The sequence below is a fragment of the Planococcus sp. NCCP-2050 genome (assembly GCF_023708025.1).
Classification (GTDB): Bacteria; Bacillota; Bacilli; order Bacillales_A; family Planococcaceae; genus Planococcus.
Window position 1 is genome coordinate 1,706,739 of sequence record NZ_BRCX01000001.1, and the last position, 14,693, is coordinate 1,721,431.

General features: G+C 44.9%; 16 protein-coding genes and 1 riboswitch. Of the genes, 1 reads left to right on the plus strand and 15 read right to left on the minus strand.

Annotation, left to right across the window (positions count from 1 at the left end; all coding sequences use genetic code 11):
• Nucleotide 1 precedes the first annotated feature (1 nt).
• From NFU07_RS08495 to NFU07_RS08505, 3 genes are all read right to left on the minus strand, one after another.
• A complete protein-coding gene (locus NFU07_RS08495) occupies nt 2-2,284 on the minus strand; it encodes a ribonucleoside-diphosphate reductase subunit alpha (protein WP_251476702.1) in 2,283 nt (760 codons plus the stop codon).
• A 1-nt stretch (nt 2,285) separates the two neighbouring features.
• Nucleotides 2,286-2,771, minus strand: coding sequence for an acyl-CoA thioesterase (locus NFU07_RS08500; protein ID WP_251476704.1), 486 nt, complete (start codon nt 2,769-2,771; stop codon nt 2,286-2,288).
• Nucleotides 2,772-2,927: 156 nt separating this feature from the next.
• A riboswitch (cobalamin riboswitch) is annotated at nt 2,928-3,105 on the minus strand.
• An 81-nt stretch (nt 3,106-3,186) separates the two neighbouring features.
• Nucleotides 3,187-4,011, minus strand: a complete 825-nt coding sequence (locus NFU07_RS08505; RefSeq protein WP_251476706.1) for an undecaprenyl-diphosphate phosphatase — start codon at nt 4,009-4,011, stop codon at nt 3,187-3,189.
• 442 nt (nt 4,012-4,453) lie between these two features.
• On the opposite strand from NFU07_RS08505, the gene NFU07_RS08510 reads away from it, so the two are divergent.
• Nucleotides 4,454-5,761 (plus strand): MFS transporter, encoded by a 1,308-nt coding sequence (locus tag NFU07_RS08510; protein ID WP_251476719.1) that lies wholly within the window; start codon nt 4,454-4,456, stop codon nt 5,759-5,761.
• A 26-nt stretch (nt 5,762-5,787) separates the two neighbouring features.
• On the opposite strand, the gene NFU07_RS08515 is transcribed toward NFU07_RS08510, so the two are convergent.
• The 12 genes from NFU07_RS08515 to NFU07_RS08570 form a co-directional block, all read right to left on the minus strand.
• Nucleotides 5,788-6,912, minus strand: a complete 1,125-nt coding sequence (locus NFU07_RS08515) for a GNAT family N-acetyltransferase (protein ID WP_251476724.1) — start codon at nt 6,910-6,912, stop codon at nt 5,788-5,790.
• Between the two features lie 15 nt (nt 6,913-6,927).
• A complete protein-coding gene (locus tag NFU07_RS08520) occupies nt 6,928-7,668 on the minus strand; it encodes a class I SAM-dependent methyltransferase (RefSeq protein ID WP_251476726.1) in 741 nt (246 codons plus the stop codon).
• Nucleotides 7,665-8,252, minus strand: a complete 588-nt coding sequence (locus NFU07_RS08525) for a cysteine hydrolase family protein (protein ID WP_251476728.1) — start codon at nt 8,250-8,252, stop codon at nt 7,665-7,667. Before NFU07_RS08525 ends, NFU07_RS08520 begins: the two co-directional genes overlap by 4 nt.
• 120 nt (nt 8,253-8,372) lie before the next feature.
• Nucleotides 8,373-8,849: a glutathione peroxidase gene (locus tag NFU07_RS08530; RefSeq protein ID WP_251476730.1), complete on the minus strand. Its 477-nt coding sequence runs from the start codon at nt 8,847-8,849 to the stop codon at nt 8,373-8,375.
• Nucleotides 8,850-8,884: 35 nt separating this feature from the next.
• Nucleotides 8,885-9,322: a MarR family winged helix-turn-helix transcriptional regulator gene (locus NFU07_RS08535; protein WP_251476731.1), complete on the minus strand. Its 438-nt coding sequence runs from the start codon at nt 9,320-9,322 to the stop codon at nt 8,885-8,887.
• A gap of 44 nt (nt 9,323-9,366) precedes the next feature.
• Nucleotides 9,367-9,789, minus strand: coding sequence for an organic hydroperoxide resistance protein (locus NFU07_RS08540; protein WP_251476733.1), 423 nt, complete (start codon nt 9,787-9,789; stop codon nt 9,367-9,369).
• Between the two features lie 136 nt (nt 9,790-9,925).
• Nucleotides 9,926-10,117: a DUF3934 domain-containing protein gene (locus NFU07_RS08545; RefSeq protein WP_235197619.1), complete on the minus strand. Its 192-nt coding sequence runs from the start codon at nt 10,115-10,117 to the stop codon at nt 9,926-9,928.
• A 91-nt stretch (nt 10,118-10,208) separates the two neighbouring features.
• A complete protein-coding gene (locus tag NFU07_RS08550; protein ID WP_251476736.1) occupies nt 10,209-12,497 on the minus strand; it encodes a bifunctional diguanylate cyclase/phosphodiesterase in 2,289 nt (762 codons plus the stop codon).
• A 96-nt stretch (nt 12,498-12,593) separates the two neighbouring features.
• On the minus strand, nt 12,594-13,139 hold the full coding sequence (locus NFU07_RS08555) for a GNAT family N-acetyltransferase (protein ID WP_251476737.1): 546 nt from the start codon (nt 13,137-13,139) through the stop codon (nt 12,594-12,596).
• Complete coding sequence (locus NFU07_RS08560; RefSeq protein WP_251476739.1) at nt 13,136-13,684, minus strand: GNAT family N-acetyltransferase; 549 nt, start codon at nt 13,682-13,684, stop codon at nt 13,136-13,138. The genes NFU07_RS08555 and NFU07_RS08560 overlap by 4 nt, the downstream gene beginning before the upstream one ends.
• A complete protein-coding gene (locus tag NFU07_RS08565) occupies nt 13,677-14,207 on the minus strand; it encodes a mycothiol transferase (RefSeq protein ID WP_251476741.1) in 531 nt (176 codons plus the stop codon). The genes NFU07_RS08560 and NFU07_RS08565 overlap by 8 nt, the downstream gene beginning before the upstream one ends.
• Nucleotides 14,204-14,686, minus strand: a complete 483-nt coding sequence (locus NFU07_RS08570) for a GNAT family N-acetyltransferase (protein WP_251476743.1) — start codon at nt 14,684-14,686, stop codon at nt 14,204-14,206. The genes NFU07_RS08565 and NFU07_RS08570 overlap by 4 nt, the downstream gene beginning before the upstream one ends.
• Nucleotides 14,687-14,693 lie beyond the last annotated feature (7 nt).

Below are 14,693 nucleotides of genomic sequence, written 5' to 3' on the forward strand. Positions count from 1 at the left end.
CTTAGTTTTGGCATGCTTCGCATTCTTCAATTTCCGCCTGTGATGTGCTGCGGACATAATAAGTCGTTTTTAACCCTTGTTCCCAGGCTTCAATATGCATTTCCAGCAAATCTTTTGCTTTGATCGTATGCGGAACATACAAATTGAAACTGATGCCTTGGTCGATATGGCGCTGGCGTGCCGCGTTCTGACGGATGCTCCATTTTTGGTCCAGGACATGGCGGGCCCGGCGGTAGTAATCGTACGTATTGTGGTTCAAGTCAGGTGCTGTCACTTTGAATTTGAAGTTTTTCTTTTCCTCTGCATACTCGACTGCATACAATGGATCGATGCCGTCCGTTGAACCGCCGATTTTTGCTGTTGACGAGTTCGGCGCGACTGCCATCATCCAGCCGTTGCGAACGCCGTTCTCAGTGATTTCTTTTTGCAGATCGGTCCAGCGGCCGCTTGTGTATTGTTTGCGTTCAAAATACTCGCCTGTCTGCCATTCCGAGCCGCTGAACTCGCGGTAAGCACCTTTTTCCTTGGCAAGTTCCATAGAAGAGCGGATCGTATGGTAGGCAATTTCTTCATATAACTTATCAGCGAACGTTACGGCTTCTTCTGATTCCCAGTGGATACCTTCAAGTGCGAGCAAATGGTGCCATCCGAAAGTCCCATTTCCTACCGCTCTGTATTTTTTATTCGTCGCATCCGCCTGCCCGACAGAAATCGTATTCAAGTCGATGACATTATCGAGCATGCGCATCTGGATTGGAATGAGACGCTCCAGCACTTCCGCTTTCACCGCACGCGGCAAGTTGATCGACGACAAGTTGCAGACAACGAAGTCGCCCGGTTTCCGGATCATGACCAGGTTGCCGTCTTCGTCGGTATATTCTTTTGTAATCGTTGTCGCTGACATGTTTTGTGCAATTTCTGTACACAAATTACTGCAGTAGATCGACGTACGCCCTTTTCCGCGCATATGCTTGTTCGGATTTTGCCGGTTCACTTCGTCGCGATAAAACATATAAGGTGTCCCCGTTTCAAGCTGCGACACCATGATGCGCGCCATGATATCCATCGCCCGGTAAGTTTTTCGCGGCAAGAGCGGATTCGCTGCCGCTTCCTCGTATTTTTCAGTAAAATGCTTTACATCGTTTTCATCATAGAAATCCTCAAGTCCAAGTGCCGTCCCGTTTTCATCCTTCCAGCCCATAACGCTTTTAACTTGATGCGGACAGAAGGTATGCCATTCACCGATGCTCCGGCCATTCTCATCTTTTTCATTCAGCTTTTCCATAAATAGATCCGGTATCGAAACTCCCGTGAAAATATCATGCGCTTTTCGGCGTTCATCGCCATTGTTCGTTTTCAAGTCCAGGAAGCCGTTCATAATATCTTTATGGAAGACGTCCAAGTAAATAGCTACCGCACCCTGGCGCTGTCCAAGCTGATCCACACTGACTGCTGTATCATTGACCAAGCGGATCCATGGAATGACTCCGGATGAGTTGCCTTTGAATTTTTTAATGTCCGATCCTAGAGCGCGGACTTTGCCGTAGTAAATGCCGATGCCGCCTCCGTCTTTGCTCAGGCGGGCAATATCCCAGTTATTTAAGTAAATGCCGTCGAGCGAATCGTCCACCGTGTCGATAAAGCAGGAAGACAGCTGCCCGAAGCTCTTGCCGGCATTGGATAAGGTCGGTGTTGCCACTGTCATATAAAGGTTGCTCATCGCCCAATAAGCTTCTTTTACCAGATCTAGCCGTTTTTCTCGTGGTTCATTTTGCATCAAAGTCATCGCGATGACCAGGAAGCGCTCCTGCGGCAATTCGTGGATATTTCCTTCATAATCCTTCGCTACATAGCGGTCTGCCAATAAAAACAGGCCGATATAATTGAACAGCAAGTCTCGCTCAGCATCGATTTCCTTGCCCAACACCTTGATTTCTTCCTCGGAATAGCTTTCCATCAAGTCGCTCGAATAGATGCCGACTTCACTTAAATTCTTCACCAACTTATAGAAATCGCCGTATTTATCTTGCGGCGGATAGTTTCGGTTCTTTGCAGCTTTTTTGTACAATTCTTCCAAATATAGCTCCGCCGCTACAAATGTCCAATCGGGTTCTGCCATGGAAATCCGGTTGAGGGCATAGATAAGCGACTGCTCCGCCTTCGCTGCACTTTCAAGTGTTGCCAGTTTATCGAGAAGAGGTGCTGTATCCAAGTTATAGACTTCTTTTGCCCGTTGGATGGCTTTTTCAACTGTGTCTTTTTCCAACTGGTTGATGGTATTCATATCAAATCAGCTCCTTTGCAAATTCATTGATTTTCATGCGCTGCTGCTTTCGATCTTGTGCGCTTTTAAATAATTGTTTTTCTTTCTCACTTTCCGGCACCACTGCGGGCACCGGCGTTGGTTTGCCAGCGTCATCTACCGCGACCATTGTCAAAATGGCTGTTGTGGTCAAGGTTTTTTCGGCTGTTTCAATGTTTTGGCATTCCGCTTTTACATAGACTTCCATTGATGTCCGGCCTGTCGAGATCACAACTCCTTCCAAAAGAAGAACATTCCCGACTGTAGCGGAAGATAAAAAGTTGACCGTATCGATCGAAGCGGTCACTACTGCTTTTCCGCTATGTTTCATGGCGGTAATTGCCGCAATTTCATCAATATAGGCAAGTACCGTCCCGCCGAATATAGTTCCCATATGATTTGTGTCAGGCGGCAGCACGAGTCTTGTTTGCACCGTCCGTGAAATGCTTGCCGAAATTTGTTTTTCCATTGCAGCTCAATCCTCCATTACTTGTTTTAAAGACAAAAAAACCGCCTTCTCTGAGAGAAGACGGGTATATAAACGCAAATAATCCAACGGAAAACAGCAGAAAACCACTGTTCCTTGCAGAGTACCTTCGTTATACCTCCCAGCTCCCGGAGAAGATCATAAACTTATAACGAGGCAGGTCTCCTGGCTTGTGCTTCCACCTACACTACGGCCTTCCCATCCATTGGACAGTGGTTTTCCATAGTTCGTCAGCACTTACAGTTGCGGGTACAGCTCCGGTTTTCACGGATTCCCTATTAAGCCTTTTCAGGCACCATCATTATCGGCGACACTATATATAGTGTTCAAAAATAAATCTAAACACTAATTATTGTATTTATTTACTATAATCCAGCTTTATGAATTTTACAAGCGATTACAGGTAAACAACGAAAATCAAGGCCGCAAGTACGATTCGATAAATCGCAAATGGCACCAATTTGATTTTATCAATCAATTTCAAGAAGAATTTAACAACAACTAAAGCTACCACAAAAGCACTGATGAATCCGACCACAAAGAATGGAAGAGCGTCCACCGTAATGTACTGCCAGTTTTTCAATAACGACAAGCCGCTTGCTCCAAGCATGATCGGCACTGCCATGATAAAGGTAAAATCGGCTGCTGATTTGTGGCTCATTTTCAAAAGAACCCCGCCGGCTATGGTCGATCCTGAACGGGAGAAACCTGGCCATAAACCAAGACATTGGAAAAGCCCCATGCCAAGCGCTTGTTTATAAGTCATCTGGTCAACCGTATCGATATGCGGTTTCTTTTTGGTAAAGTAATCCGCAATTAGCATAAGCACTGCACCCAGCACTAAGCCGATAATAACGGTCTCAACCGAAAAAAGGTATTCATCTATGTAATCTTCGAAAGCCAAACCAAGCACTCCGGCCGGGATTAACCCGACAATTACTTTCGTCAAACTCAAACGCTGCTTCTTCTCAGCCGTTTTGCTTCTATCTAAACCAAGCAAGTCTTTGAAACGGTCTCTAAAGATGATCACTACCGCTAAAATAGAACCTAACTGAATGACGACTTTAAACGTATTCGCCACCGGTTCACTGAACAGCTCTTTTGAATTCAGCCAGATGTCATCAACGATGATCATATGCCCTGTTGAAGAAACTGGCGCAAACTCTGTTAAACCTTCCACAATTCCCAGTACAATCGCAACAAAAATTTCCCACAAATCCATTCTGTTCTTTCTCCTTAAAATCGTTCATATTGTCCGATTCGTTTTATTTTATCTAATTTCTCTTCCATGTCGTGAGCAGCTAAAAAAGAAGTCTTTTTCATTTAACTCGACTGTGCCCTATAAAGTCAAGCAGCGCTGAAGTGCTTATTTGCACGTTTCTTTACTCTCCGCTTCCAGAAAGCAATGGCTTTGTTTATCTTATACCTTTTTTCCTTTCTTTTTGCTTCGAAACCATTAAAAAGAAAAACTCTAATCTATTCATCCTAAGTTTAAGAAGATTTTTTTGTTTTTCCATAATAATTAATTTCTGAATCCTTTTTCTTTTTGTCTTTTGATATTAATACCTTTTAATAATAAAAAATGATGGTATGATAATAAATTGTGATTTCAATATATTAATGGCGTTAACTTATTAATTTTCCGCTAAAAATGGAGATGTACGATGAAACAAATTACAGGATATTCTTTTCATTACGGCTGGGTGATTATCGCGCTTGCAGCGCTGTCCCAGTTTTTTTCTGGTCCCGGACAAACTTATTCCAACTCAATTTTCATTGATTATTACATAGATGAATTTGGATGGAGCCGTTCAACGGTTTCTGGCATCTATTCAGCGGCCACTCTGGCTTCCGGATTTCTGCTATTCTTTATCGGCCGTTTGATCGACCGCAACGGATCCCGCAAAATGGCCGTCATTGTTTCTTTGGCACTTGCGGTTGCCTGTATGTTCAATAGTTTTGTCACCAGCCTTGTCATGCTCTTTATCGGTTTCTTTTTCATCCGCTTATTGGGCCAAGGATCGATGGCGCTGATTTCCAGCTCCTTGATCCCCCAATGGTTTGTGAAAAAAAGAGGCCGAGCCATCAGCATCGCAGCAATCGGCGGCTTGGTCAGTTCGGCCGCATTTCCGCTGCTGAACGTGTGGCTGATCGGTTCTTTTGGTTGGCGCGCTTCTTGGCTGATCCTCGGCGCTATCATTATTATCTGCTTTACCCCGCTGGCCTTTTTCCTGATTCAGAACAAACCGGAAGACATGGGCTTGCTGCCTGATAATGGAGACGCCAAAAAACAAGGAAAGATGCAGAAGACTGTGGAAGAAATCAGCTGGACGGTGAAAGAAGCCTCCAAAACAAAAGCGTTTTGGCTTTTGCTGTTTTGTGCAGCCATTCCGGGCATTGTTAATACCGGCCTTACTTTTCATTTAGTTTCGATTTTCCAAGAAAAAGAATTATCTCTTGAAACAGCTGCCAGCGTTTTAAGTATCACTGCTTTGATCGGTTTGCCTGTGACTTTCTTGACGGGCATGCTGCTTGAGAAAGTGAAAGTGCAATATATGCTGGCATTGCTGTTTTTCGGAGAAATCATTTCTTTGCTGCTGCTTCAAAACACTAGCACCTTAGCAATGGCCATTGTGTTCGGTCTTGTTTGGGGAGTCAGCATGGGCGTTGAACGCATTGTCATGGCTGTCGTCTGGCCGAATTATTTCGGGCGCAAGCACATTGGCAGCATCAGCGGCATTTCAATGGCGATGATCGTGACCGGCTCAGCACTCGGCCCATTGCCGCTCGGCATCGCGTATGATCTGTTCGGCGGCTATACGGAAATTCTTTGGGGAATCTTGCTGTTTCCGCTGCTTGGCATGTTCGCCGCTTTCCTTGCGAGCCCGCCTCGTAAACAAGGTGAACAAAGCGCGGAATCGTTCAAAGAAGAATTTCTTCAAAAACAGACAGAGCCTTTACTCCATGAGTAAGGGCTCTTAGTATATAGACATTAAAATCATTTATTTTGTTCTTCAGAGTTGGCCGAACTTCGTTTACAGAGAAAACGCTCAACCCCTGGATATTTTTCACCTAGGCTGTGAACCTCAAATCCCAACTTGCGGTAAAAACCGACAGCTTCGCTATCTGTCTCAGCAATCATGACCTTCGGATAATATGTGCGGAAAACCCACTCCACAAGCTTCTTTCCAGCTCCAGCTTTCCGATTTACCGGAGAAACAGCTAAATGGATAATTTCAAGCTGCCCGAGTCCTTTTTGCTCGACTCCAATACAGCCTATAAAATTCCCTTCTTTTTTCAAGCCGTACAATCTCCGGTTTGGATCGTGTTGATAGGCTGCATATTCCACTTCTATCCGCTCCTCTGATGTGGCATAGGCCAGAAGTTGACGGATGTCTGGATGCAGGCTCTTGGAAATAATCTCTTCTATGCTCAAATCTGCTAACCAACCGATTAAATCCAAGACCATCTCTTCGGAAAATTGGTGGTTAATACCTTCATATAATTTCAATTCAACATTGGACTTTCCACTTTCAATCAAATAACCGTAATAATCTTTTTGTCCCTCTACCGGAATGGTTCGGTCTTCGCTTCCATGAAGCAGTAAGACAGGAGAAGCCCCTATCCCCTTTCCCTTCGGATCGAATTCTCTGAGATTGGCCTCTTCTTTTTCAGTCGGCTTTGGCCGGCCATCCATTTCCCGGAAGCGTTTTTCAGTGAATAAAAAGGAACCGGAGCCATTAATACTGGCCGCTCCGGCTAAATTTGGCATTCTTGAAAATACTCCGTTGGCAATAAAACCACCCATTGAACTGCCAATTACGACTGTTCTCGAAACCGGCAAATCAGCAGCCGTCGCTAAATCGCTGAATTCCTCTATACTCGTAAAAATGGTTTCCCAAAAGTGGCGTTGGATGGCTTCTTTTGTAAACGGATTTTTGAGCCGATTTCTGGAATCGTGGTAGAGAATTTCCGGAATGATAACCCGGTGGCCTGCTTTTGCCATCCGGCGCCCCAATGAGTTAAAACTTTCTGTAGAAGTGCCCCAGCCATGATAGAGCACTATATGAAACCCTGATTTATATTCAATTAAAGGTTCAATTGATAGATAGCGGCTTTCCATTCTGTTCAGATCTCCTTACTTCCTAGCAATCACCAGAAATCGCTTTGAATTCGTCTGGATTCCTTTGTCAGTTTGATATTGCTCGATGAATTCCTGAAGGCGAGCGAAATCTCCTTCTTGTTCCCCGAAGCCCGGAATAATGGGTGTATGCATGAGAAGAAAAAGCAAATCTTCCGGGCGCTCCAAGTATTCCGTTGCATCGTATTCACGAATTTCTATGTTCGAAAACCCGGCATCTGCCAGTTCGCTTTTGCAAGCATCCCGTAATGTGCCGTCCTGCTCTCCAAACGACTGGCCGCGTCCAAATGCGGCCTTCAGATTTGCTTTATCCGCCTCACTGACTTGCTGTGTATAGAAAGTCCCGCCTTTTTTCAATACTCGCCATACTTCTTTGGCATCAAACGGAGCATGTCGGCTCGATAGGTGATTAAAAGAACTATCCGGTAACGGCAGTGTTTCAGAAGATGCTTCCAGAAAACGCACATGTGCATAACCGGTTTTAGCCAAATTGGCCTTAGCCGTTTCAATCATGGCTTTTGACCGGTCAATCGCTGTCACGGCTGAAAAGGAAGAGGCGATTTCCAGCATTTTTTCACCGCCGCCTGTCCCAAGATCCAGTAGCGCGGCGGCTCCTTCTGCATTTTCCGCCACAATCTTATAGAAATCCCAGAGCTCTCCTTCCGTCCGGCTCCGCAGACGGCTGAAATCCCAGCCATTCACTTTCCCGACCGCTTCATAAAATTGTTCTTCGTTCATTTCTCCTCCTCACTTCTGGAAGGCTGAGAAGTAAATTCATGCATTAATTCTGCCGTTGTCACGACATGCGCGAACTCCCCGTGCAAAGTTGCGAGCGAAACCGAATGGATGGTTTCCGGATCTATCCGGTTTCCATTCGGATCATTTAGTTCATAGGCAGCCGTTGCATCTGAGACGACATAAGTCGAGAAGCCCAGGTTTCCGCTCATCCTCGCAGTAGTGGAAATACAGTGAGGTGTGGTCAATCCTACAATCACTACTGTCGTGATTCCATTCATGCGCAAGATTTCTTCCAGATTGGTGCCGATGAAGGCGCTGTTCACTTTCTTCGTGATGACCGTTTCCTTGCCTGTTGGCTGAAGGTCCTCTTTAATTTCATAGCTTTCCTTGTGGGGATAGAACAGCGATTCCGGATTGTCAGACCGGTGTTGAACGTGAAGGACGAATCCATTGTTGTTTCTCCATGCTGCCAAAATCTCAGCCATCTTCGCTTCCGCTTCCGGGTTATTTCGCTCTCCCCACGATTCATCATCAAAAGCTTGCTGCACATCAACCATCAATAATGCCGTTTTTCCTTTATCCATCCGAATCTTCCTTTCCTGAATACCATCGTCTGTAGTTATTTCTGTTTTCGAAGCGCAAACTCCTTTGAAAATAAAAAAAGCCTGGCAAGCTGCAGCAGCTTTCCAAGCAAGGATGGGTGATTATTTTCCCAAAACTTTTTTTATGTCTTTTTCAAATGCTTCCGGCTTTTCCTGCGGTGCATAGCGCGCAATCAAATTTCCTTCAGGATCCACTAGAAACTTGGTGAAATTCCATTTAATGCTCTTCGACAAGAAGCCTTTACTGTTGGACGTCAAGTAGTTAAAAAGCGGATGCGCTTCTTTGCCATTGACTTTGACAATCCCATGCATGGGAAAAGTGACCCCATAGCTCATGCGGCACGCTTCCTCCGCTTCTTCTGCGCTCCCAAGCTCCTGCTTGAATTGGTCCGAAGGAAAACCGAGCACCACCAGGCCGTCATCCTTGTAAGTGGAATACAGGTTTTCCAAGCTGTCGAATTGATCGCTCAATCCGCATTTTGTCGCCGTATTGACGATGAGCATAGCCTTGCCTTTGTATTCGCTGAGAGAATAGGCATCCCCATCTGCTTTTGGAACCGTCAAATCATAAATACTCATCCCACATCACTCCCGTTCTTCGCTTCGTTTCGCTTTTATAAATCCATTTCACTGAAGAAGGCATTCAGCTCTTTTAAATTCTTCATCAGCGTAATGGCATTCACATCCATGAAATTGCAGCTAATCAGCTTTTCTGCAACTGCCTGTTCAATCGGTTCATGTTCTGCTTTCGCTTTTTCGGTCAGTGAAATAATGTAGGCACGCTTATCCTCTTTTGACTGCTCCTTGTTGAGCCGGCCTTGTGCAATCATCCGGCTGATGATCGGATTCAACGTTCCGGTTCCAAGGCCGAGCCGCTCACCGATATCTTTTGTGAGCAGCCGGTCTTCTTCCCAGAGGACAAGCAAAACCAAGTACTGCGTGAATGTCAGATTGAACGGTTCGAGGACCCTCGCATACATTTTCGTAAAATTGCTTGAAGCTTTATAGACTTCAAAGCATAATTGCTGATCCAGTTGAGTCATTCTTTCCATTTCCATCACACCTATTTTATATTTCACCGGCACCCAAGAGCGTTTTACAGGACGACGATTTCCACGTCAATGGAATCTTTGATCGCTTTTGAATACGGGCAGTAGTCATGCGCTTTTGCCACATATTCCTGTTTTTTCTCTTGATCGATGCCGGCAATGTCGACTTCTAACTTCGCAGCTAACTTCACGCCGCCTTTTTCTTTATCGCCAATCAGATAAACTGTAGCTTTGACTTCGCTTTTTTCAACTTCCACTTTATCTTTTTCTAGTACTAATTCTAAGGCACTGTTAAAGCAAGCGCTATAGCCTGCTGCAAATAATTGTTCAGGATTCGTAGCAGTTGTCGCTTCTCCTCCAAGTGCTTTCGGTTTCGCTACATCCATGAAGAAGATATTGTCTTCCGAATATACTTCCCCTTGTCTTCCGCCAGTGTTGATGATGGTTGTTTCATAAAGTGCTTTCATCATTCATCCCTCCAATATTTTATATCTTACACGATCTATGTTAAACTGCATCGCGCACGATGTAAACGAATCTGCTCATCCCGCTTTTATTTCCTATCAAAAAAAGCTGCCTTTAAAGGGCAGCTTCATCATTCTGTATTTAACCGTCAATCCATTCAGGCGGCTCGTTGTTAGCCGATTGATCAGATTTTGATCCATCAGATTTTTTGTTGGCTTTGCTCGTATACGGCTTAAAGCTTTTCGCTTTGTTGGCGCCGGTTTTCCAACGGTTCCAGCCTTTTTTTCCGGTCCCTTGGCCTACGCCGCTTTTGGCTTTCGCTTTTTTAGTCATGTTATCACTCCGTTACTTTCTGGGAATCCTCTTATCATAACAGGTTTTTGCCATTTTCACATCTTTCTTAAAAATATGGACGAGCTCCCTTTTACAATAAAGTCTTTTCCCAACTCTCCTGCATCTTCTTCAACTCTTTCAGAAGAACCGGTTTACTGAAATAGAAGCCTTGCAGATACGAGCCGTTTTTTGCGGAAACGAAATCGCGCTGCTCTTCCGTTTCGATTCCTTCCGTCACCAATTGAATATTCAAGTCATACAAGGTACTGTAAATTCCTTTCAGCAAGGCCGTGTCTTTTTCGCTGGCAGGCACTTGCCGAAGGAAACTGCGGTCGATTTTCACGATATCGACATCCAGTTCCAGGAGATGGTACAGCGAGGAAGTCCCAACGCCGAAATCATCCAAGGCAACTTGGATATTGCGCAGCTTCAACTCATTGATGAAAGCCACGATTTCTTCATGTTCTGCTACCGTATCACTTTCCGTGATTTCGATTTGCAGCTGATGCGCCGGAAAATCGTTTTCTTCCAGGACGTCGTCAATCAGTTCGATCAATTCGCTTTTAAATCTCAGCTGGGCTTTTGAAACGTTGATCGCCAGTGAAAGCGCCTGTCCATTTTCTTCGTTCCATTTTTGAATATCCTTTACCGCATTGCGAATGACCCAATCGCCGATGTCTTTCATCATTCCCGTTTCTTCTGCCAACGGAATGAAACGCAAAGGCGCAATCAGTCCTTCTTTCGGGTGATTCCAGCGGATGAGCGCTTCTACAGCTTGGATGCGCTCGCCTTTATTGTCCATAATGGGCTGGTACTCCAAGAAAAACTCATTATTTTCAACGGCATCCACTAAGTCATTTTTAAGATTCAACAAATATTTGTACAGATGCTTGTCTGTGATGTCTTCGTAGAAAACGTAATTGTTTTTGCCATTCTTTTTTGCTGCGTACATCGCGACATCCGCGTATTGCAACAAGTCATCCAAAGTTCTGGCGTTCGCCGGATAAAAGCTGATCCCGATGCTTGCCGAAACGCTGGTGGTCACTTTGCCTAGATTGAATACTTTCTGGATCGCTGCCATCACTTCTGTGATTTCACCGGTCAATTTCGTCCTTTCGGCAGTATCTGAAATCAAAATGAATTCATCGCCGCCGATCCGATACAAGCGGCTTCCTTTCCGCAAAGACTTGGCATTCAGGCGCCGGCCAATCTGTTTTAATACTTCATCGCCGCTATTGTGGCCATATAAATCGTTAATCCGCTTGAAGCCATCCAAGTCGAAAAACAGGACGGAAAAAGAAGCCTGTTCTTTTTCGATGCGCTTTAAGAAATCTTTATACAAGCTGAATCGGTTTGGAAGGCCGGTAAGTTGGTCAAAAAAGGCCAGCTTTGATACATCGGCATGGGCTTTTTCCAAACTTGTCAGCATATTTTGGATCGAATTTTCCAGATCGGTGATTTCATCTTCCACATTTCTGGAATTTTCGACTTCCAATGATTGGGCTTTGTCGAAATCTACATCTTTCAGTTGCACGGAAAGATACGAAATCCGTGATAAGACCAGCATATCCATTAAATAGTAGACAAGGATGACCAACAATACTGTAGCTACCGATAAAGCAAGGAACAGATCATTCATACTGTTTGATTTTTGCTGAAAATATTTTCTTTCCTTCAGCACCTCAAGATTTAATCCATCGCCGACTGCGATTGAGCCGATTAAAATCTCGTTATCGAGCTCCCGGATACCTGGATTTACCGATTCTTCGTTCACTGCCTGAGCGTCTATCGCCAATTCATTGCGCATCGCTTCAAAAAAAGCTTCATCCATAAAAATCCCCATGATCAGATGGCCCATTGGCGGTCCTTCTTCTTCGCTCGTCAAAATTTCTCCCGCGCTAAATAATACATGGCTATAGTTTCCGTCTCTTATAATCGCCAGGCCATCCTCTTTTTTAGTTTTCTCGAGGATTTCAGGAATATTCTGCAAGCTGTCGTTCAGATTCAATGCCGAACCGTCCGTTAAATCGTATCCTTCAGCGTAGACGATTTCTCCTTTACTATCTGTATAGATAATTAAATTGACAGCATTGTTTTCAAAGGTTTCCTTCATCAAATTAGAATCGATGTATGCCTCATTGCGGTTTTGTACAAATGTATACGAATCATCCCAAATGGCCCAGTCCCTATTCAGCCGCTGTAAATCCGATTTTTCTGACTGGATATAGCTCTTCACTCTCTCCATATCGATTTCAAGGGATTGTTCATCCAACAACTCGGCGTCATCAAGCAGAACCGGACGTATAAAAAGGAAAAGCAATACGATAAATGCTGCCATCGTGAGTCCAATTGTTCCCGCAGTCTTCATCTTTAGTGTCATATCGTCTCTCCCAAATCTTCGTGATGTTTTGAAGCCGTTTTTACGAAAACGGCTTTTCTTTTACTATCGGCAGTTTTTTGATTTTCTTAATGGAAATTAACGATACTTGACGAAATTCAAGAAATCCTCGCGATAAAAGGCATTTAATACACATGGCTGTTTTTCCTTTTTTTCCAGGGCCGCCAGCTCCTCCGGGAAAGCCGATTCTGCGTTAAGGCGGATGAACGGCAATTTCTCCTGAGCTTTTTGCGACCGGATGTTCACTTTCCGCGCACCGGCAAACACATGCTCCAAGCCCAACTCTTCAAATGCGATTTTCAAAATGGCGATTTTAGAAGCCTTATTGTATCCTTGCCCCCAGAACGGATGGGCAATCCAGGTGCCCATATGGCAGGATTTTTTGCTTCTGTCGATGAACATCAGATCGGTCAGTCCAATCAGTTCTCCATTTTCATTTAAAATGACGCGAGGCACCGTTTTCTTTTCCTGCTCTTCTATCTGCACTCTTCTAATAAAAGCTTTTGTATCTTCAACCGTGCCATCCGGCAATCCTAATGCATCTTTCACAGGAGGTGCTGAGGAATATGTATGTATGTCTTCCGCGTATTTCAAGTCGTGTTTCACTAATTGGATTTTCTTCATTGCCTTGACTCTCTCCATTCCTGTTCTAAGATGCTGTAGACGAAGGAATCCCGCCAACCGTCCCGCAATTGAATATTTTCCCGGAGCCGTCCTTCCTTTGACATGCCTAACTTCTCAAGCACTTTATAGGAAGCGGTATTCCTAGGGTCGCAGGTCGCAAACACCCTATGAAGTTTCTGGCCATTAAATGCGAATTGCAAAACCTGGTCAGCTGCTTTTCCCGCAATGCCCCGGCCCCAAAAATCCGGATGCAAAATATAGCCGATCTCACCAGTCCGATTGACTTCGTCCCGGATATTCAATTCAACTGCTCCTATCATCTTTTTCGTTTCTCCGACTGCAATCGCGAAAACGAATTGCCTTCTCGGAATGGCTTCTGCTTCCTTCAACACCTCATGCACGTAGGCCCTGCTGTCTTCTTCTGAATTTGGTCCCCAGGCTTGATGGCGAGAAACTATTTCCAAAGATGCGTAAGCATGGACACTTCCCCAATCTTCTTCCACGATTTCCCGCAATTGAATTCTTTTCTCTATCGGCTCATTCATCGGCTGTCGTCTCCGCTTTTAATTTTCGTTTAAGCAGCCGGATCTGTCCGCGGTGGCTAATTTCATCTTCCATCACATGGAACCATAAATAATAATGATTGAACGAAACGCCGTTCGGCCAAACGCCTTCTTCGTAAAGCCAGTGGTCTTCTTTTTCTTTAAAGAGGCGCAAGGTTTCTTTTCGTGTGTCATCAAGCAGCTGAAGATAGAAGCCCACCGATTTTCCAGGAATCTCTTTTCGTCCGCTTTCCCCCAACTCAAGAGCCGCCGACCAATCTGCCAACTCCTCTTCTGTCAAATCACGCTTCTCAAACGCAATCACTTGATGGACTTTTTCAATCGCTGCCATATGGTATAGAAGCGCCCCGATTGAATTGCTGGCGGCGTCTTCCACATAATCCAATTCGCATACTTGAAGCCCAGCAACTTCAACTTTGGTAAGAGAACGTGTGTGGTCAAGCTGGAACAGCAATTCTCCGATTTTTTCGCTGAAGCCTTGAAGCGGTTTAATGGTGTAGTTCATTTTCTGGCAGCCCCTTCTTTTTTGAAATAGCCGAGCGTCGTTTTCCCATTCAATTTTTCGGTTTTTCCTGTTTGTCCATACCCCAGTTTTTCGTACAAATGGCAGTTGCCCCGCTCTTCCAGAATGGTGGCCAATTCCCACGTAGCCGCTTGTGCAAAATCTTCTTCCACTCGCTTCATCACTTTCTGGGCAATGCTGCAACCTTGAAACGAAGGGTCGACAAATAACGGCCCGATCCAGTATTGACGGTCGTCTTTCCAATGGATCCGGATACCTCCAGCCAACTTTCCGTCTGCTATGATTTTATAAAAGCGCCCTGCCGGATGTTCGATTCTCAGCAACAGCCGTTCTATGGATTCGTTGGCAGGGTTGGTTTCGAAATCCTGGTACTTATCCAGCAAAGGCTGAAAAGCCGCTTTCTGCAATCCATGGAGTGCCGCTGCATCTTCTGCTGTAGCCTGTTCTAAAAATATTTCCATCCTGCCA